We start from the raw sequence: 24,242 nt of genomic DNA on the forward strand, positions 1-24,242 counted from the left end.
TCCATCGCCTCGATAGTAGTAGGGCCGGCGCCCGGCTTGCTCCTCTGGTGGCAGAGCGCCATTCGGATAGCAAAGCCCGTCGCGCGAACTCAGATCCCAGCCGTGACCGCACGGGGGCGGGTGTCTGGGGATACCATATTGGATCTGCTGGATGGAAGGTCGGGGGCCCGTATCGGACGTGGCCGGTCCCATCATCAATGCGGCTGCAAGAACGGTCATAATCATCGGAAGCCTCCAGAGATCGCAGAGTGACTTGGAACGCATGAACCCGATGTGAATAGCTGAGGTTTCACCCCGGCCGAGTGACCGTCGACCTTGTACCGCCGCGGCCCAGGCGCCGCCTTTGCAGCCGGCTTTTCACCCGAAAACTATTGTGGCTCGGCTGGCTTATCACGCTCATGGTTCTCGGCTTCGGCGGCCGCGCACGCATCCATGCCATGACATTTGCTGAGATAGTACCGAGCGCTTGCATAGATCGAGCAAACAAGCACCACGGAAACCAGCAGGAAGATCATCCACCGTCGCTTCAACATTCCCATGACCTTCTGCACCCTCCATCCAACGCGGCCCGTTCGCCTGACCGGCCCAATCAGGCGAGGCGAAAGGTCGATGAGCTCGAATCAGACCTTGCGCTTCGGATTCAGTCTAGCCTCACGCTCCAGCCGCTCGGACTTCAGGCGTTTGAGGTTCTCCTGAAACTCCGGAGTGGCTTGACTGTCCGCTATGGTCTGTCTCGATCCTATCGGATTGAGGGTCTTTCGATTGGCTTCGTCCGCGACTTGTTGCTCGGCCGACCGTTTGGGTTTGATCATTTGCTTATTGCCTTCAGGCCGAGATTGACCAAGCGGTCGCCGGTCAATTTATTTTCGATTTGGCCGGTCGCGTCGAACGTTCTGGAATCCCTCGGGCCCCTTGACGAGCCGCCCCTTGCGGCTGGCCTGGTCATCCGGGCTCGCTTTGTTGTCTTTGAGCTTGTCGATCGCCTTACCCGCCATTTCCCGAGCCCGCTCGGAGGAGGCCTTGGCGGCCGACGTGACCGCGACGGCCGGGGCGGGTTTGCCCAAGCCAATCGTGACCAGCCGACGAATGGATTCAGAGCGAGCCGGAGTGTCTTCCTGCCACGACGCCCATGCGTCGATCTGAGCGACAGTCGATTCCGGCCAGCGCGTGCCGATCTGGACGCCCTGACCAGTAGCGGGGCGGCCGCGATGTTTTTGGGTACGAATCTTTTTTGCTGGTTTCATTTTATTTGGTACCAGAAAATAAAGCCAAGGGGAAGCGCGAACTTCCGACGACTGTGCCTGTCGTGCACCGTCACTGCGTTGCCACGCAACATCACGATCACAGATTTGATGTCAGGCGGCTCCCCGTAGAGGCAGCGCCAGTTGTACAGCAAAAGGTCGGGAAGCATTTGCTTGGACGAAGGCCTGCAAGGCCGGCGTGATCTCGCTACTCGTGACACGCTCGGCAAGCTCATCTGCGATCTCGCTGGTGGCATCGCGAGATCGGCCCTCGATCGCGTTGAAGGCGACAATACGGACCGGATAGGCGTACTGCCCGGAGAGCAGGTCGCGGATGATGGTCTCGACGTCGGTGTCCTGCTCGTCGGTCTCGCGCCAGGAGCAGCCGGCGCGTGCGCCGAAGTCTTCCAGCACCAGGTAAATGTCCCGGTCGAGACGATCCAGCGGCACAATCGACGGCGCATGACGCATGACGCAACTCCTACTCAAAGAGGAAGCAATCGTCCGGCCGGACGATCGTTCCGGCCCAAGGCCGTACCGGCTACGCAATCGCCTGTGAGCAGTTTCACGGGTCCAGCGAGCGGACAGAGCTGTGCTTTGCCGTGTTTCACTTGTCCGAAATGTTGGACAAGCTGGAGCGCAACTACCGAGCCGCTTGGCATGGGGAGCCTCCATGCGCCTGATCCAGCTCCTGCTCATGCGCTACCGGTTGCGGCTGACCCGCTACGCCCTAAGGGCCAGTATGTACCTTGCTCTGCTCAGCAAGCGCTGCATCGCCTTTGATGTTCCAGAAAGATACGCCGCCGGGCTCGAAATGAAGCGTCCCGGCGGCGCCCTGTACCAAACTGGGTCCTCTTAATCCCCAGCCAACTAGATATGAGCAATGCCCGTGCCACAGGGCCGCCGGTTCACGCTGGTGGGCCTACTCGTCAGTTGCCAAAGCGGGGGCTAGGCGTCTTGGCAGGGAATACCGAAGTTGTCACAAGCGAGAGCGAATGACTCTTTTGCCTTTGCATCTTCGAAGCAGAAGCGAGTGCCGATCTCCGCCTGATCGATCCACCAATCGACGTTACTGCCTTTCGCGATGCGGGAGGCTTCGCCGCGCAAAAGATCCAGCTGTCTTCCGGCAGCACGAACGATCAAGCAATTTTTCTCTTTGGACACAATACCTTCTCCATGGCACAGAACGCCGAACTCATTGGTACTAAGCGCCGTGAACACGAAGGCCGCAGCAGGGAGCTGCTGCGGCCTCATTGTCAAAAAAGCCGAGTGAAAAAGGTCTTAGTGAAATATGCAGCCAGCCCCGGTGCGATGATCGTATCGCGGCATCTCTGGCTCGCAATATGATCTATTTCACAATCGGCAGGCTCACCCGCTTGCCTAGTTTTCCCGGTCGCCTATGTTCCAGCCACAACAATTGTTATTTTGGAGTCAGAAGTTTTCGCGTTCAGGATCGCCCCTTTGTATCGTTTGATACGTCGCGCTCGGATACGCTTTGCTACTGTTTCCCGAACAGGGGGCGTGGCATGGACCTACTAAAGAAAGCAATGGAGCAACTTGAACCCCCGGAGTGTCCGAATTGCCGCGTCACCATGAGATGGTTTCGCTCGGAGCTAGTCCGCGGCAAAGAGGAAGAGATCATCGCCCACCTTTTCGTCTGCCCCCACTGCAAGCGCGCTCAGCGGAACGATACAAAGTTCAATCCGGTTCGCGTGCCGCCTGACAAACTGGCGGCCCGTCGTTTTCGTGTCGTGACGGGAGGAAGGTAAGGCCGCCTCAGTGGGCGGCCTCTCGTATGGACGAGATTCACGCCGGCGGGCCTTATGCAAAGCAGGCGGCGATGGCGAGAACCACGTCCGTGCCCAGGTCACCGGAGTACATCGTGAAAAGGACGCCGGCACCAAGAACGACTGCAAAGGTGTTGAATACGATCATTTTGAGATCCCCTCGTGAGCGAGGGGAGACTGAGCCCCCAATGTTTCGTCAGTGCTTCGCGGAAGCGGCGAATGGTTTCATTCACCGAGGCGTTACCCGTGATTACTCAACTGCTTTAGGAACGAACTGCTTTCCTCCCGGTTGCCGCTTTTTCCCGATCGCGCGGGGGTGGCGTAATGAATGCTTTGGAACAGATCGGCGAGGCAGCGCCGGAAACATCATCAAAGGCCAGATTGACGGACATAGCCATCGCCCTAACTTTCGGGTTCGGTATCCTTTTTTCCATGGCGGCTTGGCTGTACTTTTTAGGGAGCATTGTTGCACGGACGATAACTTGGGCTCTGTCCTAGCAGGTGGCCTTGCGATAGTTCTCGGCAACTTCCAGAAGCGCAGCTCGACTCGGCTCGTGCTGAATCCTCTCAGCCCATTCACGGCAGACTTGCTCCATCTGCTCGCGAGTTCGCACACGACCCCGCACCATCCGACGGATGAGCCCCACGAGCGCTGTCAAAGCTGCTCTCCCGTGTGCATGGTGTGTGCACATGAGATTTTCGGGAGGAGGGTAGGAGGTTTGTTTTCTCGGCTAGGCGCTTGATTTTGCTTGGTGAGCGCGCTGGGGCTCGAACCCAGGACCCCGTGATTAAAAGTCTGCGGTAGCGGCAGCAGTCTCAATCGCCATTCCGATATTCCCCCTTTTCGGGCGCACATTGAACCGAAAGGAGAATTTGGTCGTGTCGGAACGAAGCCAAGCGGTGACCACCGCCAGAATCGTGCCTTTCCCCTACATCCACCGGAGGGCCTTTATCGAGCGCCAAGCGATGCGCGCAGCAGAACTCAATGCTGACGCTGGCGAGCGCCACGTCCGCCATCAGGTCCAGATCCAGGTCGATGCAATGCGGCGCAAAGGCATTGGCGAGGAGTTAATCCTCCGTGAGGCGCGGTGCATGGAAACTGCCATCCGAACGGCACTCTGGCGCACCGTGATGGACGCGCCTGGAGGCAGTCGCTGATGGCAAGGGAACGCCGCAGAAGCATCGAGGGGCAGTTTGCTCCTCGGACCATCGAGATGCTGGAGTCGCCTGCCTGGCGTGTCCTGAGCCTGTCCGGACGTCGGGTCTTAGATCGCCTCGAAATCGAACTCGCCCATCACGGCGGGCAGCCGCAGCAAAACGGTCGGTTACCAGTCACGTACGATCAGTTCCAAGAGTACGGGATCGACCGGCAGGCGATTAGGCCGGCCATTCAAGAAGCGATCGGCCTGGGGTTCACGGAGATCACCCAGGAGGGCAGGGCTGGCAACGCGGAGTGGCGGCAGCCGAACCTGTTCAGATTGACCTATCGACCTAGCAAGGGTGAACGAGGGTACGGCACTAACGAGTGGCGGCGGATCCAGTCGATCGAGGAGGCGGCCGAGATCGCCAGATGTGCTCGAGCAGCCAAGCGGCCCAAAAAAACAAAATCCCAGTGTGGGAAAATACCAAGTTTCAGGGTGGAAAACCCCCACCGAAAACAACCAGTCCATAGTGGGGAACCCCACACTACAGGCCATGGTGGGGAAACCCACACTACTCTCGATATCTCCGGGAGGAAGCGCGGTGTGGGTTGAACAGCCTACCGGCGACCCCGTCGGGCGAGGTGAGGGGTGGGGCATCAATTTCCCGATCGAACGTAGGGGCGCCGACCGCTATGGGTCGCACGGGCGCACCACGCGCGCGCGGAATCGAAAACGCAGAAAATCCAACGGAGCAGAAAATATGGCGAAGACCACGAAGCGGCCTGGCAAGCGCAAACGCGGGCGGCCGACCCGAGCGGCGGCGAGCAAAAAAGCCCTGAAGGGCGTCGATCTCTCAGGGGTCGACCCTGAGCAAATTCTCCGAGAAATCGCGGCGGACAGCTCCGCGCCGGCGGCGGCTCGACTCGCTGCAGTACGCGAACTTCGGAAGCCAGGGAGCACGAACCGGCAAACAAGCGAGCCGCCAACCGCCGAGCTCGACGCCGTCACGCGCAGGGCCTTGAAAATCATAAATGGAGGCCGAGCATGAGCGGAGACACTATCCCGAAGGATGGAAATCATCGCGGTGTAGAGCTTGACGACTGCCAAGACGAGGTACGTCTTGTCGTCGTCCGCGGCGACATCGACCGCGTGTTCACGGAAGTCGATCCCAAGGGACTGCTGAAGATCATCAACAATCCGAGCTGGGCGCCGGAAGCGCGCAGATTCGCTGCGGCTAAGCTGGAAGCGGTGTTTGCGATCGCGATAGACCGACGTGAGCAGCGGCCGCAGATCAATCTAGAGTACGTCAGGGCTTGCGTCGCGGGCCTTGACAGCGTGCAGTGGCGCGATCCGCACCACTATTGCAGTCTCTTGGATCGCGCGCTGTGTGCGCCAGGCGGCCACGAGCCGGTCGAGCGCGCGAGGTGCCGCTGAAGGATGACCGAACATGATCACCGGACGCCGGCTTGCGCTCCGCGCGATCAATGCGATCGAGAAGGTGCCGCCCGAGGAGATGCAGTGGGTTTTGATCTATCTCACGTCGGGACTGAAGCCGCCGCCGGACGAGACCAAATTCGATTGCGCAGTGCTTATCCGAAAGTACAGAGCGCGCTGGCATTCTAGACTGTCAGAACGGAGCGCCTCTGATATGATCGCAGCAGAAGGGGCAAGATATCGCGCCGGCCTGTGGCGTGTTCACCAGCACCTAGGCTCAACGCCCCAACGGTATCGCGGCACGAAGACGGGTGACCTGTTCGCGATCTTCAAGCTCGGAGGTGTCAAGTCCGCAGCCTACGTGAAGACGGTTCTCCGCGGTTAATTTGCAACGCTATTCATTTTAACCGGCAAATCACCGAACGATTCGAGCGTCGCCGTAGCGGGCCTGTTGGTGCCGCGATCGAGCGGTGCAGGAGCAACTCTCGGTGGCCACCGACAACCAATTACACGAACACCCCGACGCGCTCAACGGCGCAGCAATGTTGTCCGAGCCGCTCGATCTCGACCTCGAGGTTGCTGCCCTCGAGCAGGTCACGCAACGCTTCAACGAACTGATCGCGATGCGCGACGGAATCAAGCTCGCGATCGCCATAAAGCGGCACGGCAAAAATCGCGACGCCGGCCCGGACGCCTACGCCGGTGCTGAACAATACAGCGGGTTGGCGCGGAACGAGCGGCGCGCAATAGTTCAGATTGATCAAGCCGAAGATCAACTCGAAGAGATATGGCCGCACCTCGATGCTGCGCGCGAACGCGTGCGCATCTGTCGCGATCGGCGCGCACTGGAAGTCGCGGCGACATATCAGCCGCGCCACAAAAAGGCGGTGCGCGAAATTGCGAAAGCCCTGGAAACATTGAGCAAGGCTGTCGCCGCTGAGCAGCAGATCCACATCGATTTTTTAGCTGAGATGCCGGGTGTCGACTATCTCCCCAATTTTGGAGGGGCATGGCGGTCGGCATTGCTGGGCCTGCCGAATTCGCTCGGTAGCGAATGGATCCGCTGGGGGCAGCACGTCGGATTTATTGATCAGTGATCGGAGCACGTCCATGAGCCGGGAAAACGATGCCAGAGTCTCGGGCGAGAAGATTGGCAAAGACTGTTTCGACGCGTTCGAGGCGACGAACAAGTCGCCGACGCGCGACGAACTGGCGGCGCTCCGCGAGCGTTGGGCTGCGCATTTGGCCGCGCAGCATCGGCCTTATGGCGAGGGCCACCCGTTAAGCGATTTGATGCTCGAAGCGGCAAACTATCACGTCGAAGGCAGAATTAAGTTTCACGAGAAGCATCGATCGACTGGCGGACAGAGCAGTTACGGCCGTGGCGACACTTGGTATGAGGGCCGTCCCAAAGCGCACCCCGAAAGAGGCTGGAGTGCTCCATTCGGCATCGCGAAACACGACAGTAGGTCTTCCGATGACTGAAGTCCGGACCGCATTTGACCTGCTTCGCGCGGAAGGCGACATTTGGGCTTTAGATCCGCGGGCTTTCGACGGCATAGTTGCGCGCATGGCGCACCAAGCGAGCGCCCCAGCAACGTCAAAGCGGCCGGCGGCGCCTGCGCAAAACGTAGCGATGATTCCGATTATCGGGCCGTTGATGAAGCGCGGCTCCTTCCTAAGCGAGCTGTTCGGCTTCGCATCATATGACCGGATCCGCTCCTTGGTCGCGCAGGCCGTTGTCGATAGGTCGGTCGACAAAATCGTGCTGTTCGTCGACAGCCCCGGCGGCGTGGTGACAGGCTGCGAGGAAACAGCGGCCGCGATCGCGAGCGCCAAACGGACCAAGCCCGTCGTCGCTTACTGCGACGGGCTGGTGGCTAGCGCGGCTTACTGGATCGCGAGCCAGGCCGACACGATCACCATCACTCCGAGTGGAGCAGCCGGCAGCATCGGCGTCATTGCGCTACACATGGACTTCAGCGAGGCAATGAAGCAGGCTGGAGTAAAGCCGACCTATCTAACAAGTAAGGTTTCTCCGCGAAAAGCCGATCGGAATCCCTATCAGCCGCTCGATCCCGAGGCGAGAAAGCGAGAGCAAGCCGACATCGACGCCATTGCGAGGAAATTCGTCACGACGGTCGCGCGCGGCCGTGAGGTGACGTCATCTGTCGTCGCGGATCGGTTTGGTCAAGGAAGCTGCCTTCTCGCCGAGGCCGCAAAAGCGGTTGGAATGGTGGATCAAATCGGCTCGATCGAAACCGCGATATCCGCCTCGCAAGCGACTGCATCCGGAAGATCGAGTGCCGCATTTCGATCGATCATGGCCGAGGAACGGGCAAAAAATCCGGCGCCTGGCGATCACTATCGAGCAATCTTGGATGCGGAGGCGCGGCGCTGATGCCTCAGGACAATCGAGCGATGGCTGCTGCGTTGCGCCATCTCCTACGGGTGCAGGCTGACACCAGGATGGGCCGTCGTGCGAAGGCTAAGGCTCTCGCCGACGCCGAGCAGCGCGTCGAGGCATGCCGGCCGAGGTCGAGCCTGCGCCGCAAGCCGGCGGTGGTGCGATGAGTATCATCGGGACTGTCTCATTTGAAAGTGAAGCCTATCGTCTGGTGCTGCTCACGCCGGCCGGCAAAAGTCGAGACCACGACGTTCTATGCAGGTCCATCTGGTTTCACGTTGCCGGGCTCGGGCATCCGCATAAAGGGCTGATCGTCGAATTCGAGATCGACAGGTCGACCGACGGCGGAATTGAAGCCATCAACGTTCGACATCCACAGCTGCCGCCTCCAATCCGGTTTACTGGCACGCGGGCCGGTGAGGCTGGCGCTGAGCCGGCGGCGGTCCTTCTCAGTCAGGCCGCCGCCGGCAATATCCCGGAGGTGCGCTAATGCCGGCGTCGCATTGAGCAGCCTGAGGGTGACGGTCGACGGCATTCTGGCGGTTACGTCCGCGCGGCCAAGGCCAAGGTCGACGCTCTTCCCAATGGCAAACGGCGGCACAGGCCTCATGGGTGAAGCCGGGCCAGAGGCAGTGATGCCACTCCGCCGCGGCTCCGACGGGCGGCTCGGCGTAAGCCTCCACGGGACCGCGGAGCGTCGAGCGCTGGATCCTCAGGCGGCGGCGAGATCCACTTTAACGGTGGCATTCAAAGTTCTGTCCGGAAGGCACGTCGCCGACGGATGCCGCGGCGATCGCGCGCTCGGTCCCCAGACCATGATCCAGGTCGCACAAGAGGAAATCCGCCACGCGACGCGCTCGCGCGGCCATCTCAACAGAGGGTGAACACATGCGCACACTTATGCTGCTCGGCCTCTTCGGAGTTCTCGCCGTCGCCGCGGTCGTCCATTGGCCGCAGCCCTCGGTGCAGGGCTGCCCCGACTATCTCAACACGACGCTCAGCGAATGCAAATGGGACATCCGTCCATGAAGATCCGAACAATTCTCGCTATCGCTGCACTTTTCGTGCTGAGCTCGCCCGCGATCGCGGCACAAGGCTCCGGCTGCATGCCGACTACGGGTACTGTGTCGGGGTTGACGTTTGCGCAGGATATCAACGCCGGCTTGGCAGCGCTGATCTCGAGCAACTCCGGATCATCGGCGCCGGCGACGGATTGCAGCGGCGCCGCTGTCAAAGGTCAGTTCTGGGTCGACACCTCGGTCACCCCCAATCTGCTGAAGCAATATGACGGGACGGCATGGATCGTTCTTGGCGCGATCGATGCGGCAAACCATTTGTGGTCGCCTCCAGTCGGCGGCGGCATTGCGAGCGTCACGGCGAATAGCACTACCGACATTTGCGCGGCGCCTGCGGCCGTTCACAATGTCTCCGGGAGCACACCAATTACGAGCTTTGGTTCGACCTGTGCGGCCGTCGGCATCCGCAAAACGCTCAGGTTCAATTCCGCGACGCCTCTGACGTACAATGCGAGTTCACTGATCGTTCCCGGCGCACAGAGTTACACCACGTCGCCTGGTGATATCGCCGACGCGCTCTATCTCGGGAGCGGCAACTGGCAATTAATAAGCATCACTAGGGCCGACGGTTCCGCGGTCACGAATCCAGCTGTCCCGCTTGCCACTGTGTTGTACGGCGACTACGCGACGCTGCCGCCAAAGACGCTTTATGGTTACGGCCAGGCCATAGCTCGATCCACTTACCCGGCATACACGACGGCGGTGACGAGAACTCAGTCCGGCACGCTGACCGCTGGCAATAATACGATCACAAGCGTAGCCAATACCGATGGTCTTGGACCTGGCATGCCGGTCGAGAGCACCGGCGTGCAGGCCGGCACCACGATCACGAGCGTGACCAGCACGACGATAGTGATGTCGCAGACGGCGGTTGCCAATGGAGCACAACCCATCTCGGTGTTCACGACGGGATATGGTTCTGGTGGCAGCAACACGACGGTCGGGGTGAAGGATTGCCGAGGGCGCGGGATAGCCGGACGAGACGCGCCTCTTGGCAATACGGCTGGTCGTTTTACCAGCACAGTCTATGGCACCGGCTTCAATGCGATTAACGCAGCGAGCGCCAACCAAAATGAAACCCGCAATCTGAATCTCTCGAATTTGCCGCCGTATACTCCGTCCGGAACAATCTCGATTTCGAATGGCGCGATCACTATCAACGGGGCCGCCGGTTACGTCTATAGCGACTCTGGCGGCGGCGGCCTTGGTGGCGGTGGCGCCTTCGGTCACGCCGGTTACAATAACCTCTCAGCGTCTCAAGGCGCTTCGAGCGCGTCGTTCAACGGTATAGCGCAAGGCGGCAGCAGCGCGCCCTTCAGCATTCTCCAGCCCACTGTGACGGCCGAATGCGTTGTAGTGGTGCAGCCCTAGCGCGTGCGCTCCCCTCAGGACTGCGAAGGGAAGGTCCGATTTCCAGCCGGAAGCGGACCGGAGGCGAGTGGTGGTGGTAAGGACGGCTTGGGCCCAAATGCAGAAGTTCGTCGAAGGATTCTGCGCAAGGTTTCTACTATTTATGATAGGGTTGCGTGAATATCGCGAGGGACTGTCGATTAGGAAGGCCGCAATGATCGTTAAGCGCCGAGACTTACTGAAGTTCGGCCTTTTAGTTTTGCTTTATGGATCATTCGCAGGGCCGGCAAGAGCGGCGGCATCCACGGATGAAAAGATTGCTTTGATAGCAGCCCTGGGTGACCTTCTGGCGAAGTCCGCAGAAGCTTTGTCCAAATTTGGTGATAGCATTGCTCACCTCACTGCTCTTGGAGTGCAGGGATATGACGCCGCGGCCGCGCGTAAGGCCCGCAGCAATCTAATAGATTTGAGGATCCAGTTGGAGCAACTGATGGTTGTCAACGGATCCTTGATCGGTACGATGGATGGCTATGTTGAACTGGTGTCGCAGACCCCTCGGCCAAGTGTGGAAAATGCAGCTAGGCACTGGTTGGGAGTGGTATTTAAGGTGCAGATCGTAATGGCGCACATCGATGCATTGCTGAAACAAGTGAGCGAACTCCGAAATGACTTTGTTTTGGAGGATGCGTACAGAGGAATACAGCAAGCGCTCCGTGGAAGGATTAACATACTGGATCAGTTGAACGCCTTACCGGCGCCGCTTTCGCATGAAGAACTCGAAGCACTCACAAAAGCCGGAAAAGAGTATCGTTTGCTCAGAGACACAACAGCGAAGACGAGCGAGCAACTCGCGGACTACGTTAAATCACTTAGATAGGCTCATTCCAGCGCTTGCCCGAAAAACATACGAATCTGTGCGAACCGTCCTGAGCACGTCGTCTCCGGCAGTGCAGCTTAAGATCACAAGCTGATTTCAAGCCCTGCCGGAGCGATATCCGCTAAAGGGTCAAGAGGAATACCAGAACGGAACACGGCAGAACTAGACGAGTTGATGGATGTCCGCTGAGGGTCAAAAGCTGCCCATGCAACGGCGTGCAGCATAGGTCCGCTAAGGGGCAGAACCGGCCCAATGCACTCCCTCAGGGTAAGCGCGTAAGACCTGCCTCGAACAGATAGAGCGCCAAAAATGCTGCTCCTTCTCAATCAACCCACGGGTGGCTCGGTGCCGTCGACCTTTCGTGCTCTGCGCCCGCGTCGCCATACTGACGTCGCTCTATGCCAAGGCGGCATGGCCGTTCACTCACGCCCGAACAAACGCTCCATCTCCCCTACCGCAATCGTGCGACCATCATCTGCTTTGACAATCGCTTGGTACATGTAGAGACCTGGATCGCACGGAGCGAATGTGCGGATTGATCCTGCAGAAATGATGCCGCTTGATAGGAGCGCCGTCTCCTGACCTCCAAGGTCCCTGCCGTTTGGCCCTATCAACCGAAGCAAGACCCTTGTGGCACCCGGAGGTACGTTCCGGATTCGAATTTCTGGATTGGCATAGAGAGTGATGCAGCCTCTCGTTCCCTTGAACGAAAAGTCAAGCGTCATCCCGTCGTCAGCAGCCGCTGCACTGACAGTAAAGAACGAGATAATAGCAGCGCAAGCAAGCGAGGGCTTCAAAACAGAACCTCAACAGCAAAGCATCCTCTATAGCTATAACCTTGGATTGCCGTCCAGCGGTTGGCTTAGATTGATGTTCAGGTGTGCGAAATTAACCTGACCAGTCAACCTTAATGGCCTTGTCCGCTCCCTGAGGGACGTTGGTTCGTCGTCATCGGGTGATAAGGTCCACTCTCTTGAATGGGCGGAGCGCCTTAGGCGCTGACGCCTGCGGCGGGAGATGGAATGGCGTAGCCTGTCGTAGCCCCGCCAGTCGAAAATTGCGAGTATCGCCGCGAGGATCCCGCTACGGCCGATCATCGTATTTTTCACAGCGTGGATCGCCGCGCTTTACTTGTTCGACCTCATTCAGCGGAGGAATGCATTGCAGGAGCCCGTACAAATCTTGGTACGGTGCTGGGGCGCGGCGGCAAACAGTTGAGCCAACTGGCACCTCAACATACTGACCTGTCATCAATGAGTATGAGCATGGTGGCGGTTTGGACGGTTTCTCTTTTTCCTGGGCCAGAAGGGACGCAGGTAAGATCAGCGCGACAGCGACGATCGAGATTGCTCGCATGGCAATTATCCAAAATTCTATGCATCTACCCAGAGTTTAAAGCTGCATGACCTAGCTAGCAACGGTCTCTGGTACCGGTTCACTCCCTTCAAGCCTGCCGCCCGGCGGTTAGCCAAGCCTCCTGCAGGCGGCAACGCGCTTAACGAGGCACCTCTGCGTCGCGGACGGCCGCAACTGCATTCGCGCGATCGGTCGCCTGACCCTCGTGCGATCGAAGCATTGCTTTGAACTGCTCCCTTACACCACCAAGATCATGATCGATTGAGGCATCGCGAACCATGGCAAGCGCATCGGTGTGAATGAGCAGTGTAACGGCGACGGCTACCTGAGAAATGATCTTCATGGGACGCCTCCTGTAGGAAGCCATCATCTGTCAAACCGAAGTGCGGCCAAACCGCGGCCGTTCACTCCCTCAGGGCTGCGTGCTAACTCCCTGCGGGGCTAAGTTCGGCGGCCGTAGCGGCCGCGGCAGAGCGATCAGTTGCAGCGTGGCCGGAGGTCATTGCAGTAGGGTGGACCTCGACTTCCAGGGTCGAAGAACCGACTTCGTGCCGGTTCTTCCCTGAAATCAGCAGCGTGAACTTGTCGACACTGTTCTGATCATCTGAGCCGCCAGCGAAATACCGAAAGCCTGATCCGACAACAACGAGCCGTCCTTTGCTTGGAGCTTGCACGACCGAGACGTCATAAATCTGCATGTAAGACCAGCGGAGACCCTGGATGCAGTCCTGGCTGGGCGCAATGGTCATGCTCCAGGTCATAGTGTCGGAGGCCAATGCAAATGGCGTTCGGTCCTTGACGCACAACGAGCTTGCGCTTGCTGGCTGGCACAGAAAGGCCGCCGTGGCGGCACAGAGCAGGTATTTCATAGCATGTCCCCAAGTCCTGACCCGCACACTATCGGGCAAGCTTTGAGGGGCCGTTCCGACTTTTTCTAAAATTGTCCCTTTCTCAGTCACTCCCTCAGGGATATCGGCCCACTCTCTTCAGGGTCGCAAACCCAAGAGCATCCTGCTACTGAAGGTTCTGAAGGCTTGGGGGGCGCGATGTCTGGCGAATATGCTGAGCGCGAGCTGTTGGTTGCCGAGAAAACCTACGGCGCAATAGGGTACTTCATCTTCGAATTTTCGCAGACTGAGTATACAATCCGACACTACGTCGGTCGTGAGCTGAAGATTGAGGAAAAGCACTTTGCCACCGTCATGCAGAGTTATGACGTTGCCTTGCTCTGCGCTGTGGCAAAACGAGTGTTTGAGGCCAATTTTGCGAAGGAGCGGTATGAGCTCGCTGAGAAGCTGCTCAACCGCTTCTATAAGATCAACGAGCAGCGGGTGAGAGTCGCGCACGGTTTGTGGATGCCGCACTTTAATGGTGGCACCTTGCATCACGTGTCGAGGGCGCAGCTAAAATCCCAAGGGTACATCGAGCAAACCGCCTTGCTGGAGAAGCTCGGTGCAGAGGCTGAGGAGATCAAGCTCGGGTTTTTCGACCTATTTGGCGTTGTGAGCGAAGAAGATATCGAATTCTGATGTTCGCTCTCCTCAGGATTGCGGACCTCAACGGCCTCGGCGGGCCCGCTTTCCTATCTCGTCCTCAAGCTCCTTGAGCAACTTGAGGAGTTCGGGACCGTCCATGTCCTCACGCGCTGCGCGCTTATAGCGCTCCATAATCGTCAGCCCGGTCTCTAAGAAAGGTCTGGCCTCTTTTCCCATCGCCGCCTCCCGTTCTATAGAAGGCGGGAGCATTTCGGCTCTCAGTCACCGATCGAGGCCACAAACCGTGCGGTGATACTGAACGTTAGCACGGCGCGAGTGACATCGTCGCTGCGACAGTTGCGACCTGCCCATAAAGTAGGCATATCCCTCAGGGGCGCGGAAATGTACGACGGTCCAGATTTTCGACGTGTTGCTCTGACCGTTCCAACTGTTCTTGGCTCCGGGCCAGAATGCGGTAGCTGCTTTCCATCTGCTCGTAGAGGTGGCGGGTGGGCAGATGGACCATCTGCTCTTTGAGCCCTCGGTATTGCTCAGCCCGCTCCAGGAACTCGGCAACCTTCGGTGATGGCATCGTGAACTCCGTAGGGGGCTGCGCTTGCAACTATCGACGGCGCCCTTTGATCCTCTCTGCTGGCCGCCTCGTACCCGATGCGGCCGTCCACTCCCTCAGGGATAGGGGAGCGCGCCGGGGTACGAGTCCTCGGATTCGTTGACGACAAATGGCTAAAAGCCCGGAACGGGACCGCTCACCTTAAACTCTGCACCATGAACGCCGAGTTTCGTCACGATGATATCTACCGTGCCGCTTCGTTCTAAGTGAAGCTGCGCGGTGCCAGCGTTAAATGCCGCCATTAGAGCATTTATGCCGTGCTCCGCGCGACCTTCTGCCGATTTGCGCTGCCGATTATCAAGCCAAACGTCAATCGAGTAGTCGATTGCGCCAACATCCAAACCTTTAACTTCGACGCGTCCAGTCCCCTGTAGCGAACCAAGGTGTTTCACGATGCCTCCGTTTAAAGGTGCTTCATTGAGGATCAGACTTTGGTCCCCCGCAGCGTGCCGTTTGGCCGTGCCGCCGTGGAGCAGCTAGGTCTATCTCTCCTCGACAGCGCAACTCGGTTGTGTGTTTGCAATAAAAAGCGAATTGCCGTCCGCTCTGACCAAAAGGTCTTTGCTCAACGTCCACACAACACAATCCGGTTTTGGACCTGATGTGGAAGGATTACCGAGAGCCGCGGTCAATTTTTCGCGGACGACTCCGGAAGATCGGTCGCCGGCGAAAAAAAGCAAAGCTCGGATTTTTCTGTCCTTCAAATTCCTCGATGACGGTTGGTCAAAATAATACACAACCTCCCTAAATGCCGCGTGGTCCAGTTTAACAGACCAATAGGACGCCGAATTTTTCGTGACGGATGCTTCAGAAAAGTTGGCGAAGATAGCATCGAGCCCGTCTCCAATCCTCAGCTTGTCCAAGCCAATGGGGTAAGGGTTACCCACCGAGAAGACGTTGTTGAGTTGCGCTGCCTTGAGCTCAAGTTTGGCCTTCGCGGTATCTTCAGTCGCTTTCTTGAACTGGTCCCTTAACGTCGCAACTTCTTGCATTTGGCTGCGTGCCGAGGAGACTTCGTTTTGAAGCGACGCTGTCATCGTCGGAAAGATCACGGTCTGCGCAAAAATCAGGGCAGCGGCGCCGCTGCAGATGGCGATGAGGACCGGATGATCCTGCCACTTCTTTGTGTTGTCGTCGGGCATCAACCTTCTCGGCCTTGCTGGGATCCGGTCGTCATGGTCCGCATCCGTATTGATTCGCGGGCGATGATCCTGCCACTGTCAAAAGCCGGCGGGGTTAATGCAGGCCCTTATTCACAGGATTCGCTAGACGCATGTGTGCGCATCGAGAGGTCCAAACTTACCCTTAAGCAGAACTTTGAGTTCGCTGCGGTCATTCTTTTTTGCGCCAGGTGAGAAGCCAATATGGGCGTGCGCTTCACCTTCGTTCGGAACGTGCTCGACAGTTACCCGCCTGAAGGTATTTACCTTTCTCCTGGTCCCAACACAGCTGGCAGCAAGGTCTCAGCTACACGCTGTCAAGCCGGGCCCAATCAAGAATCCGGTGATGACTTTTGGGGCCGATCTTTTTTCATCCCGGGCGGTGTCAGTGGCGCCGTAAAACTCAATCTGCCCATTCGGGGCATTTGAGAGCGAAAAATGGCACCGCGAACGCAAGCGTTCACACAGACCGAGGTCGTCAAATTGCTGAAGGCGACCGCTAAGGCCGGCAAGAGGGTGGGACGGCTGGAGGCAGAGCCGAACCGAATTGTCCTGCACTTCGAGCAAGAAGGTAACAACAAGCAACCGCCGGAAAGCGCTGAAGATCTGCTCTGATGCCGAAGCGAAAACCTCCAGGTTGGCCAGATCTAATGGTCGCGAAGCCTACGAAGTCGGGCATCGCGTACTACTGGGCGCCGTCGCCGCATGTGCGGGATAGGTGCCCGATCGTGCCGAAGGCCTTGGGCAAGGACTACGGCGACGCAAAGAGGTACTGCGACGAAATTCTCAACCCGCATTACCGCGCTTGGCTCAATGGCGAAGGTGCTCCGAGCGCCGAGGGCGAGGCGGCCGCGCGCGGATCCTTCGATTGGCTGGTTTCCGTCTATAAGCGCTCACCGAAGTTCACGAAGCTGCCAGGAGACACACGGTCGAGCTACGACCGGATGTTGTCGCTGGTCTCGAAATTTCCGCTGAAAGATGGTCGTGCCTTCGGGGCGCTGCTCCTGCCGTCGATCACACCAGGAGCCGCCGATAAGCTTTACGAGCGGGTACGGGAGAAACCGGGCGGGGGCGAGCGCAACAAGACCGCCGTTCTCGCTATGAAGGTCTGCCAGCGGGCTTGGAACGTGGCGCGGCGTTCGGAGCCAAAAGTGGTGCCGGCGGAGAATCCTTTCGCCAAAATGGGACTTTCCTACAAGGCCAAGCCGACTCGGCCCTTCAACTACGACGACTTAATGCGATTTGTCGCTGCTGCGGACGCGGCTGGTGAAGCTTCCGTCGGCACAGCCGCGATGATCGCCTTTTTCTGGCTGCAGCGCCTGCGGGACATTCTGGGCCGGCTGACATGGTCGCAATATCGGCCGAGCGGAGCGTCGGTAGCTAAGATCTTTCATCACAAGACTGGCGAGCCTGTCGACATGCCGCTGGTCGACGAGGATGGCAGCGATCTTTGGCCCGAACTCACTGAGCGCCTAGACGCCGCTCCTCGCCACGGCACGTTGATCGTAACCCGAGACGGGATCGACCGGCTGAGGGGCATCAGGCTTCCGTGGAAATACCGCTATTTTGCCGATAGGGTTGCCGAGATCAAAGCAGTGGCCGGCATCGATGCCGAGATCAAGTTCATGGGACTTCGACCAGGCGGAAACACCGAGGGCGGCGACGCTGGTCTAACCGATGCGCAACTTAGAGCTCTGTCCGGCCATCGCTCGCCGAACATGACCATTCTCTACACCCAAAATTCGATGCAACAGCGACGCGCTGCGGCGCGGTTGCGACGAAACTCGAGAACGAAAGGTGGGCAAATATCGGAATGAGCAGGTGACGCGATGTCGGAATGACATCTTGGACATCGGCTAAGTGATTGAAACTTTGGTGAGCGCGCTGGGGCTCGAACCCAGGACCCCGTGATTAAAAGTCACGTGCTCTACCGGCTGAGCTACGCGCTCCCATGGCCGCTGATGGCTTTGAAGAGATCGCCATCGTCTTCGGTCATTTGGAAAAGCATGTCTTGCCGCCAATTCGACGCAAGCGTTGCGGAAAACCGGCTGTTTCCGGATCATGCTTTCGGCCCGCGCTGTGTAGGGGGATGGGGCGCGGAGGTCAATAGCAGGCGAGGGTGCCGAAGTTGAAGGCAACAGCGGGAATTCGCTCGCCGTTTCCAATGCTTGAGCCGGGATTTTCAACCGGAATGGCGGGCCGCCATCCACGCCGAAGAACCCGCGACGTCCGCCCATGGGCCGGATGCCGCGTTCGGAGCCCCGTCAGTTCGCCTCCCGCCGGACCTCGCTTGGCACCGGCACTTGCTGCGGCGTGCCGGCGGGGGTCGGCAGCGCGACCGGACGCAGGCCGATCAGCTCGGCGGTGCGGATCGCGCTGTCGCGCCAGAACTGGAACGAGTTGATGCGGCTGAGCTCGAGGATGGCGATGGCGACCGCAGCCAGGAACGGCAGGCTTTGGAGCACCAGTACGCCGGCGAAGATGTAGATCTCGGTGATCTGGCGATAGCTGTTGGAGGCCACCAGCACGCCGGCGCCGATCAGGAGCAGGGCGCCGATCACGGCCTCCCAGAACGCCTGGAACTCGATCGACATCCTGGACAGGCCGCCCTTGGACGTGCGCGCGAACGCAATGTGCTCGGTGATCAGTCCCTGCGCCACCGCGCGCGACACCGTCCACTGCACGCTCATCGCCGCGATCATCGCGCCCAGCATCTGGCCGGGCTTGATCGCGACGCGCGCGCGGTACATCGACAAGAAGTGCGCGAGCGAGACGACGAAGGCGCCGATGATCGGCAGCGTCAGGATCTTGTCGGGGATGGCGATGTCGGCGAAGGCGACGATCGGGACCCAGACGAGGTTGAGCAGCGCCACGACCACCCCGAGGCTTTCGGCACCCAGCCAGTTCAGCCAGCCCAGGCCATATTCGCGCTTCTGGTCGGGCGTCAGCCGGCTCCGTCCGGGCAGGAAGTTCCGCCAGTGCTTCTTGACGATCTGGAGGCCGCCATAGGCCCAGCGGTGACGCTGCTTCTTGAAGGCCTCGTAGGTGTCGGGGAGCAGGCCCTGGCCGTAGCGGTGGTTGGTGTAGTGCGTGGTCCAGCCGAGCTGCTGGATCGAAAGGCCGAGATCGCTGTCCTCGCAGATCGTGTCGGACGACCAACCGCCGGCCATGTCCATCGCGGCGCGGCGGATCAGGCACATCGTGCCGTGCACGATGATGGCGTTGGTCTCGTTGCGCTGGACCATGCCGATGTCGAAGAAGCCGGCATATTCGCCGTTCATGATGTAGTGCATGATCGACAGGTCGCCGTCGCGATGTTCCTGCGGCGCCTGCACCAGGCCGACACTGGGATCTGCAAACGCCGGCACGAGGTCCTTGAGCCAGTCGGGATCGACGACGTAGTCGGCGTCGAGGATGCCGATGATCTCGGCGTCGACGGCGGTGCGGTCCATCGCGATGCGCAGCGCACCGGCCTTGAAGCCCTGCACCTTCTCGGCGTTGATGAACTTGAAGCGTTCACCGAGCGCGCGGCAATGATCCTGGATCGGCTGCCAGAAGGCAGGGTCGGGCGTGTTGTTGATGATGACGACGCATTCGTAGTTCGGATAATTCAGCCGCGACAGCGCATCGAGCGTCTGCTTGAGCATCTCGACCGGCTCGAAATAGGCGGGAATGTGGATCGAGACCTTCGGGTAATAATTCTCGGGCACGTCCTCGACCGGCTTGCCTTTCGTGAGCAGCCGCTGCGGCGGCCGGCCGAACGCGACGGCCGCGATCTCGTCGATGCGCGCCATCGCGATCAGCACGAGGGGAACAAGCAGGATCATGCCGAGCGTGAGCGCGAAGGCGGAGCCGAAGATGAAATAGTGTCCGTTCCAGAACGCGAACACGGTGGCGGCCCAGGCGCCGACGCCATTGGCGGTGGCCGACAGCAGGAACGCCTGCTTCGCCGTCGGCTGCTGCAGCCGCAGGATCGGCAGCGACAGCAGGATTCCGACCAGGAGGGCGACGCCCATCAGCTTCCAATAGTCGGGATTCTCCACCGGCCCGGTCCAAGCGAATTTCGGCTCGCGGCTGGCGTTGAGGATGCCCCAGTACGGACCGACGCCGCCTTCGAAGTATTTCCAGGGCTGATCGATGGCCTCGACGATGTTGTATTCCATGCCGATGGCGTCGGCGCGGCTGACGAAGTTGCGCAAGGTCAGCGCCTGCTGGAACGGACCGGGGTCGGCGTTGCGCAGATTGTAACCCGCGCTCGGCCAGCCGAACTCGGCGATCACGATGCGCTTGCCGGGGAACAGGTTGCGCAACAGATTGTAGCGGTCGACGGCCTGGTCGACCGCCTGGTCCGAGCGGAAGTTTTCCCAATAGGGCAGCACGTGGGCGGCGATGAAGTCGACGTTGGAGCCGAGGTCGGGATTGTCGCGCCAGATGTTCCAGATTTCACCGGTCGTGACGGGCACGCGGACCGAGCCCTTGACCTTCTTGATCATCTCGATGAGGTCTTCGACCTTCTGCTCGCCGCGATAGATCACCTCGTTGCCGACGACGACGCCGTTGACGTTGCTGTTCTTGCGGGCGAGCTCGATGGCGGCCTTGATCTCGCGCTCGTTGCGATCCTTGTCCTTGTCGATCCAGGCGCCGACGGTGACCTTGAGGCCGAACTCGGCCGCGATCGGCGGCACCAGTTCCACGCCGCCGGTGGACGAATAGAGGCGGATCGCGCGCGTCATCGTCGACAGCGTCTTCAAGTCGGCGCGGATTTTCTCCACCGACGGAATGTTGTCGATGTCGGGGTGAGCCGAGCCCTCGAACGGCGCGTAGGAGACACTGGGCAGCAAGCCCTTGAAGTCGGGCGCGGGTTCCTTGTCGCGCAAGACTCCCCAGAGGCCGGCGTGGAGCGCGGACACAAGCAACAGAACGGCGGCGACAACCCGCATCGCGGCTAAACCAAAAGGGGCTGAGGGGGCAGGGAAGCGGATCCGACCCCGAGATCCGACCAAGTCCGCGGCAAATGGAGCATACCTCTGCCGCGCGGTTTCACAACTGTCATCGCCTCATGACCGTATGAGGGCATGCACATTTCGAAATTCGCAGCAGTGCCAATTGCCTCTATCGCCGATCGTTCCTGAACGGAGGCTGAAACAATCGCGGCTATTTCGGGGGCGCCGGTGACGGGCTTGCCGCCGGCGAAGGGCTCGCGGCCGGCTGCGGCTGCGCATTGCCCGCTGCCGGCGCCTGCGAGGCTGCGGCTGCCGCCTGCTGCGGCTGCGACGCCGGGTTGATCCAGCAAGCGTGCACACGGCTATCCAGGGTCTCGGCGACCTTGGGATCGATCTGGCCGCCGAAGCGGGTCAAGCAGCGGAAGGCGGCCTGGATGTGGCCGCCGGGGCAGCCGAAGCGATCGTAGAGGTCGAGATGGCGGAATGCGGTATCGAGGTCATCCCGCCACATCAGCCGCACCACGCGCCGGCCGAGCCAGACGCATTCGGGGTTGCCGGCCGGACCGTTGATGACCTGGGCTGCTTCGGCGAACTCGTCGGTGCGGCGCTGGTTCTGGGCGGCATCCTTGGCCGCGTCGGCGGGCTGGGCGGCTGCCTTGCTCTGGTCTGGAGCGGGCGTGCCGCTCTGGGCGGAGGCCGCGCCGATACCCATCAGGATGACAAGGGAAGAAACGGCCAAGGTGGCGGCGAACTGCCGCAGGACCGCATTTCGTAACTCGAACACCCGTTGCCGCATGAATTCCCCAATATATCACTGCCCGTCCGCGTCAGGACCTTCGCGGACGCGCCCGGTGATGGCGTCCAAATGGGTCTCCAATGCGGCGGAAAAGTCCTCCCGAGTCCATGGCCTGAATCTGGAATTTTGTCCAGCAAAGTCACGATCCTAGGCCTCGGTCGAACGGCCGCAGGTAAATTCCTCAGGGGAGGGATGGATCCATAACGGAGTCACCCCCTTGGCAGACGCCGTGCTAGCAGGTAATCGACGGCCCTTCGCGGAGGACGGAACCGATTTCTCTTCGTACGCCACTGGCGCTTCTGCTCGTTTCATTGGGTGCGATCGCTGCCGTGTGGTGGTGGCTTGCCACGCCGATCTCGCTCGCGCGCGCCCCGATCGATCCCGCCGACAAGGTCCAATGCGTCTCCTACGCGCCGTTCCGCGGCGAGCAGTCGCCGCTGAACGCATGGACCCATATCGAGGCCGACCAGATCGAGCAGGACCTGCGCCAGCTCAAGGAGATCACCGACTGCGTCCGCACCTATTCGATGGAGAACGGGCTCGACCAGGTGCCGGCGATCGCGGCCCGGATCGGCGGGCTGAAGGTGCTCCAGGGCATCTGGCTCTCCAGCAACCGCACCAAGAATTTCGAGCAGGCGGCGCTCGCCATTCGTCTTTCCAAGGATTTCCCCGGAATCATCACCAGCATCATCGTCGGCAACGAAGTGCTGCTGCGCGGCGAGATGACGACCGCGGACCTCGTCTCCATCATCCGCTCGGTGAAGGCGCAGGTCAGCGTGCCCGTCACCTATGCCGATGTCTGGGAGTTCTGGCTCAGGAATCGCGAGATCTATGACGCCGTCGACTTCGTCACGATCCACATCCTGCCCTATTGGGAGGACTTCCCGGTCAAGGCGAAGTTTGCCGCCTCCCATGTCGAACAGATCCGCGAGCGCATGGCGGTCGCATTTCCCGGCAAGGAGATACTGATCGGCGAAACCGGCTGGCCGAGCGAAGGGCGCATGCGCGAGGGCGCGCTGCCGTCGCGCACCAACCAGGCGCGCGTGGTCTCGGAGATCCTGAGCCTGGCGAAAGCGCAGAAGTTCCGCGTCAATCTGATCGAGTCCTACGACCAGCCGTGGAAGCGCAAGCTGGAAGGCACCGTCGGCGGCTATTGGGGCCTCTATGACTCGGGGCGCCGGAGCCTGAAATATCCGCCGGGCCAGCCGATCAGCAATTTCCCGTACTGGAAATGGTACATGGGCGCCGGCATGGGCCTCTCCGTGCTGGTGTTCGCGGTCGCCGGCCTGACGTTGCGGCGCAGGCCCTGGACGCCGCGCTTCTCGGCCTGGCTCGGCGTGGCGATCTCGGCGACCTCGGCCGGCATCCTGCTCGGGATCGGCGCGGACAAGATGTACTACGAGAGCTATGGCATCGGCGGCTGGCTGTTGTGGGGCACGCTGCTGGCGGCCGGCATCCTGTCGCCGATCTTCTGCGCGCAGGCGATGGTGATCGGCCGCAGCCTCCCGACCTTTCTCGATCTGCTCGGTCCGCGCGAGGGCCGGAAATGGTCGAAGCTCACCGCTGTGCTCGGCTTGACGCTGGCAGTGACGGCGGTGATTGCGGCACAGACCGCCCTCGGCTTCGTGTTCGACCCGCGCTACCACGATTTCCCCTACGCCTCGTTGACGATGGCGGTGGTGCCGTTCGCGCTGTTGATGCTGAACCGGCCGCAGATCGGCCAGCGTCCGATCGCGGAGTCGGTGTTCGCCGGCGTGCTGACGCTGTCGGCGTCCTATGTGCTCTTCAACGAGGGCCGCGATAATTGGCAGTCGCTGTGGACCTGCGCGATCTACCTCTTGTTCGCGCTCACGCTGTGGCGGGCGCGGGCCGAGCAAATCCAAGAATGAGCAGGCCGATCGCCAGGCCCGACAGCACGACATTGTAGAGCACGATGCCGAGGCCGGCGGCGATGATGCCGACGGTGAGCAGCACGATCGACGGCCGCATCAGGTTCAACGTCGCCACCACCAGCGCGACGATGCCGAACACCGAATTCTTGAACAGCACGGTCGAGACCGAGCGCGCCTTGCAGACCAGGGTCTGAAGCCCGGCGTCGCAGGCGAGACCGACCTGCGAGTTTTCGATTCCGAGGTAGCGCAGATAGAGCGCATAGCCGACGCTGGCGAAGCCCACGACGATCAGGAACTGCACCTGATAGGGCGTGAGGCGGAAGGGCTTTTTTGTCATGGCGGCAATATGGTCGGGATAGCGCGGGCGGGCAACAGGGAAGGTGAGTTTATGTCGATCGCGGGCCCTTGCGGAATGAGCAAGGCGGCCGCGCCCGGCCCGAACTTATCCAGGAACAGGCTGGGGTCGCGCAGGTTGGAAACGGTGTGACCGCGCAACGCATGCTGCATGCAAGGAGCGAGCATGGAAAAGCCAACTCAGGAGCAACTGGACGAACTCAAGAGGCTGAGCAAGGAAGCTCGGGTCGAGGATTGGTCGGAACTGGTCCGGTCGAGGGATGAAGCTGAGAACCGCATTCGCGACCTGAAGGAAAAGGCGCGCATGGAGTAAGTGATTGC

At 60.1% G+C, this 24,242-nt stretch carries 31 protein-coding genes and 2 tRNA genes; 17 read left to right on the forward strand and 16 right to left on the reverse strand.

The genetic code is table 11. The features are described 5' to 3' along the window. Window positions 1–368 precede the first annotated feature (368 nt). From ABIC03_RS16895 to ABIC03_RS16910, 4 genes are all read right to left on the reverse strand, one after another. Window positions 369–551: a hypothetical protein gene (locus tag ABIC03_RS16895; RefSeq protein WP_354059290.1), complete on the reverse strand. Its 183-nt coding sequence runs from the start codon at window positions 549–551 to the stop codon at window positions 369–371. A gap of 69 nt (window positions 552–620) precedes the next feature. After that, a complete protein-coding gene (locus ABIC03_RS16900; protein ID WP_084777559.1) occupies window positions 621–812 on the reverse strand; it encodes a hypothetical protein in 192 nt (63 codons plus the stop codon). A gap of 48 nt (window positions 813–860) precedes the next feature. After that, window positions 861–1,244 carry a hypothetical protein gene (locus ABIC03_RS16905; protein WP_354059292.1) on the reverse strand — a complete coding sequence of 128 codons (384 nt, stop codon included), beginning with the start codon at window positions 1,242–1,244 and terminating at the stop codon, window positions 861–863. Window positions 1,245–1,355: 111 nt separating this feature from the next. Further along, on the reverse strand, window positions 1,356–1,712 hold the full coding sequence (locus ABIC03_RS16910) for a hypothetical protein (RefSeq protein ID WP_275171142.1): 357 nt from the start codon (window positions 1,710–1,712) through the stop codon (window positions 1,356–1,358). A gap of 202 nt (window positions 1,713–1,914) precedes the next feature. Between ABIC03_RS16910 and ABIC03_RS16915 the strand changes: the two genes are divergently transcribed. Beyond that, a complete protein-coding gene (locus ABIC03_RS16915; protein ID WP_275171141.1) occupies window positions 1,915–2,100 on the forward strand; it encodes a hypothetical protein in 186 nt (61 codons plus the stop codon). Window positions 2,101–2,189: 89 nt separating this feature from the next. On the opposite strand, the gene ABIC03_RS16920 is transcribed toward ABIC03_RS16915, so the two are convergent. Next, entirely contained in the window at window positions 2,190–2,405 is a 216-nt protein-coding gene (locus ABIC03_RS16920; protein ID WP_275171140.1) for a hypothetical protein, read from the reverse strand. A gap of 1,373 nt (window positions 2,406–3,778) precedes the next feature. Beyond that, window positions 3,779–3,867, reverse strand: a tRNA-Lys gene (locus ABIC03_RS16925). A 40-nt stretch (window positions 3,868–3,907) separates the two neighbouring features. Between ABIC03_RS16925 and ABIC03_RS16930 the strand changes: the two genes are divergently transcribed. The 11 genes from ABIC03_RS16930 (at window position 3,908) to ABIC03_RS16985 (ending at window position 11,314) form a co-directional block, all read left to right on the forward strand. Continuing rightward, window positions 3,908–4,186 carry a DUF6074 family protein gene (locus ABIC03_RS16930; RefSeq protein ID WP_354059295.1) on the forward strand — a complete coding sequence of 93 codons (279 nt, stop codon included), beginning with the start codon at window positions 3,908–3,910 and terminating at the stop codon, window positions 4,184–4,186. After that, window positions 4,186–4,782, forward strand: coding sequence for a hypothetical protein (locus ABIC03_RS16935; protein ID WP_354059297.1), 597 nt, complete (start codon window positions 4,186–4,188; stop codon window positions 4,780–4,782). The genes ABIC03_RS16930 and ABIC03_RS16935 overlap by 1 nt, the downstream gene beginning before the upstream one ends. Window positions 4,783–5,214: 432 nt before the next feature. Continuing rightward, complete coding sequence (locus tag ABIC03_RS16940) at window positions 5,215–5,604, forward strand: hypothetical protein (RefSeq protein WP_354059299.1); 390 nt, start codon at window positions 5,215–5,217, stop codon at window positions 5,602–5,604. A gap of 13 nt (window positions 5,605–5,617) precedes the next feature. Beyond that, complete coding sequence (locus ABIC03_RS16945) at window positions 5,618–5,989, forward strand: hypothetical protein (RefSeq protein ID WP_354059301.1); 372 nt, start codon at window positions 5,618–5,620, stop codon at window positions 5,987–5,989. A 103-nt stretch (window positions 5,990–6,092) separates the two neighbouring features. After that, the gene (locus ABIC03_RS16950) at window positions 6,093–6,701 is read left to right on the forward strand and encodes a hypothetical protein (RefSeq protein WP_354059303.1); all 609 of its coding nucleotides are present in this window, start codon (window positions 6,093–6,095) and stop codon (window positions 6,699–6,701) included. 13 nt (window positions 6,702–6,714) lie between these two features. Beyond that, window positions 6,715–7,089 (forward strand): hypothetical protein, encoded by a 375-nt coding sequence (locus ABIC03_RS16955; protein WP_354059305.1) that lies wholly within the window; start codon window positions 6,715–6,717, stop codon window positions 7,087–7,089. After that, window positions 7,040–8,005: a S49 family peptidase gene (locus tag ABIC03_RS16960; protein ID WP_354059307.1), complete on the forward strand. Its 966-nt coding sequence runs from the start codon at window positions 7,040–7,042 to the stop codon at window positions 8,003–8,005. Before ABIC03_RS16955 ends, ABIC03_RS16960 begins: the two co-directional genes overlap by 50 nt. Window positions 8,006–8,129: 124 nt before the next feature. Beyond that, a complete protein-coding gene (locus ABIC03_RS16965; RefSeq protein WP_354059309.1) occupies window positions 8,130–8,501 on the forward strand; it encodes a hypothetical protein in 372 nt (123 codons plus the stop codon). A gap of 398 nt (window positions 8,502–8,899) precedes the next feature. After that, the gene (locus tag ABIC03_RS16975) at window positions 8,900–9,040 is read left to right on the forward strand and encodes a hypothetical protein (RefSeq protein ID WP_354059311.1); all 141 of its coding nucleotides are present in this window, start codon (window positions 8,900–8,902) and stop codon (window positions 9,038–9,040) included. Continuing rightward, complete coding sequence (locus ABIC03_RS16980; RefSeq protein ID WP_354059313.1) at window positions 9,037–10,458, forward strand: hypothetical protein; 1,422 nt, start codon at window positions 9,037–9,039, stop codon at window positions 10,456–10,458. The genes ABIC03_RS16975 and ABIC03_RS16980 overlap by 4 nt, the downstream gene beginning before the upstream one ends. 97 nt (window positions 10,459–10,555) lie before the next feature. After that, the gene (locus ABIC03_RS16985) at window positions 10,556–11,314 is read left to right on the forward strand and encodes a hypothetical protein (protein WP_354059315.1); all 759 of its coding nucleotides are present in this window, start codon (window positions 10,556–10,558) and stop codon (window positions 11,312–11,314) included. Between the two features lie 1,495 nt (window positions 11,315–12,809). On the opposite strand, the gene ABIC03_RS16990 is transcribed toward ABIC03_RS16985, so the two are convergent. Beyond that, window positions 12,810–13,013, reverse strand: a complete 204-nt coding sequence (locus tag ABIC03_RS16990; protein ID WP_275174535.1) for a hypothetical protein — start codon at window positions 13,011–13,013, stop codon at window positions 12,810–12,812. 82 nt (window positions 13,014–13,095) lie between these two features. Beyond that, complete coding sequence (locus tag ABIC03_RS16995) at window positions 13,096–13,539, reverse strand: hypothetical protein (RefSeq protein ID WP_354059317.1); 444 nt, start codon at window positions 13,537–13,539, stop codon at window positions 13,096–13,098. 177 nt (window positions 13,540–13,716) lie between these two features. Here ABIC03_RS16995 and ABIC03_RS17000 point away from each other — a divergent pair, with 177 nt between their 5' ends. Continuing rightward, window positions 13,717–14,199, forward strand: a complete 483-nt coding sequence (locus ABIC03_RS17000; protein ID WP_354059319.1) for a hypothetical protein — start codon at window positions 13,717–13,719, stop codon at window positions 14,197–14,199. A 27-nt stretch (window positions 14,200–14,226) separates the two neighbouring features. On the opposite strand, the gene ABIC03_RS17005 is transcribed toward ABIC03_RS17000, so the two are convergent. From ABIC03_RS17005 to ABIC03_RS17020, 4 genes are all read right to left on the reverse strand, one after another. After that, on the reverse strand, window positions 14,227–14,382 hold the full coding sequence (locus ABIC03_RS17005; RefSeq protein ID WP_354059321.1) for a hypothetical protein: 156 nt from the start codon (window positions 14,380–14,382) through the stop codon (window positions 14,227–14,229). Between the two features lie 151 nt (window positions 14,383–14,533). Beyond that, window positions 14,534–14,737 carry a hypothetical protein gene (locus tag ABIC03_RS17010; RefSeq protein ID WP_354059323.1) on the reverse strand — a complete coding sequence of 68 codons (204 nt, stop codon included), beginning with the start codon at window positions 14,735–14,737 and terminating at the stop codon, window positions 14,534–14,536. A gap of 152 nt (window positions 14,738–14,889) precedes the next feature. Continuing rightward, window positions 14,890–15,168 (reverse strand): hypothetical protein, encoded by a 279-nt coding sequence (locus ABIC03_RS17015; RefSeq protein ID WP_354059325.1) that lies wholly within the window; start codon window positions 15,166–15,168, stop codon window positions 14,890–14,892. A 90-nt stretch (window positions 15,169–15,258) separates the two neighbouring features. Beyond that, complete coding sequence (locus ABIC03_RS17020; RefSeq protein ID WP_354059327.1) at window positions 15,259–15,918, reverse strand: hypothetical protein; 660 nt, start codon at window positions 15,916–15,918, stop codon at window positions 15,259–15,261. Between the two features lie 456 nt (window positions 15,919–16,374). Between ABIC03_RS17020 and ABIC03_RS17025 the strand changes: the two genes are divergently transcribed. Both ABIC03_RS17025 and ABIC03_RS17030 read left to right on the forward strand, forming a co-directional pair. Then, on the forward strand, window positions 16,375–16,551 hold the full coding sequence (locus ABIC03_RS17025; protein WP_354059329.1) for a hypothetical protein: 177 nt from the start codon (window positions 16,375–16,377) through the stop codon (window positions 16,549–16,551). Between the two features lie 113 nt (window positions 16,552–16,664). Further along, window positions 16,665–17,753, forward strand: coding sequence for a tyrosine-type recombinase/integrase (locus tag ABIC03_RS17030; protein WP_354059331.1), 1,089 nt, complete (start codon window positions 16,665–16,667; stop codon window positions 17,751–17,753). Between the two features lie 56 nt (window positions 17,754–17,809). On the opposite strand, the gene ABIC03_RS17035 is transcribed toward ABIC03_RS17030, so the two are convergent. The 3 genes from ABIC03_RS17035 to ABIC03_RS17045 form a co-directional block, all read right to left on the reverse strand. Next, window positions 17,810–17,885: transfer RNA gene (locus ABIC03_RS17035), tRNA-Lys, on the reverse strand. A gap of 315 nt (window positions 17,886–18,200) precedes the next feature. Then, window positions 18,201–20,876: a glycosyltransferase gene (locus tag ABIC03_RS17040; RefSeq protein WP_354059333.1), complete on the reverse strand. Its 2,676-nt coding sequence runs from the start codon at window positions 20,874–20,876 to the stop codon at window positions 18,201–18,203. 214 nt (window positions 20,877–21,090) lie between these two features. After that, window positions 21,091–21,675, reverse strand: a complete 585-nt coding sequence (locus ABIC03_RS17045; RefSeq protein ID WP_354059335.1) for a beta-1-3, beta-1-6-glucan biosynthesis protein — start codon at window positions 21,673–21,675, stop codon at window positions 21,091–21,093. Window positions 21,676–22,004: 329 nt separating this feature from the next. Here ABIC03_RS17045 and ABIC03_RS17050 point away from each other — a divergent pair, with 329 nt between their 5' ends. After that, a complete protein-coding gene (locus tag ABIC03_RS17050) occupies window positions 22,005–23,564 on the forward strand; it encodes a glycoside hydrolase family 17 protein (RefSeq protein ID WP_354059337.1) in 1,560 nt (519 codons plus the stop codon). On the opposite strand, the gene ABIC03_RS17055 is transcribed toward ABIC03_RS17050, so the two are convergent. Next, a complete protein-coding gene (locus ABIC03_RS17055; protein WP_063996284.1) occupies window positions 23,524–23,904 on the reverse strand; it encodes a hypothetical protein in 381 nt (126 codons plus the stop codon). The two genes, ABIC03_RS17050 and ABIC03_RS17055, sit on opposite strands and share 41 nt — an antisense overlap. A gap of 183 nt (window positions 23,905–24,087) precedes the next feature. Between ABIC03_RS17055 and ABIC03_RS17060 the strand changes: the two genes are divergently transcribed. Beyond that, window positions 24,088–24,234 (forward strand): hypothetical protein, encoded by a 147-nt coding sequence (locus ABIC03_RS17060; RefSeq protein WP_354059339.1) that lies wholly within the window; start codon window positions 24,088–24,090, stop codon window positions 24,232–24,234. Window positions 24,235–24,242: the final 8 nt, after the last annotated feature.

The sequence above is a fragment of the Bradyrhizobium sp. RT6a genome (assembly GCF_040547675.1).
Classification (GTDB): Bacteria; Pseudomonadota; Alphaproteobacteria; order Rhizobiales; family Xanthobacteraceae; genus Bradyrhizobium.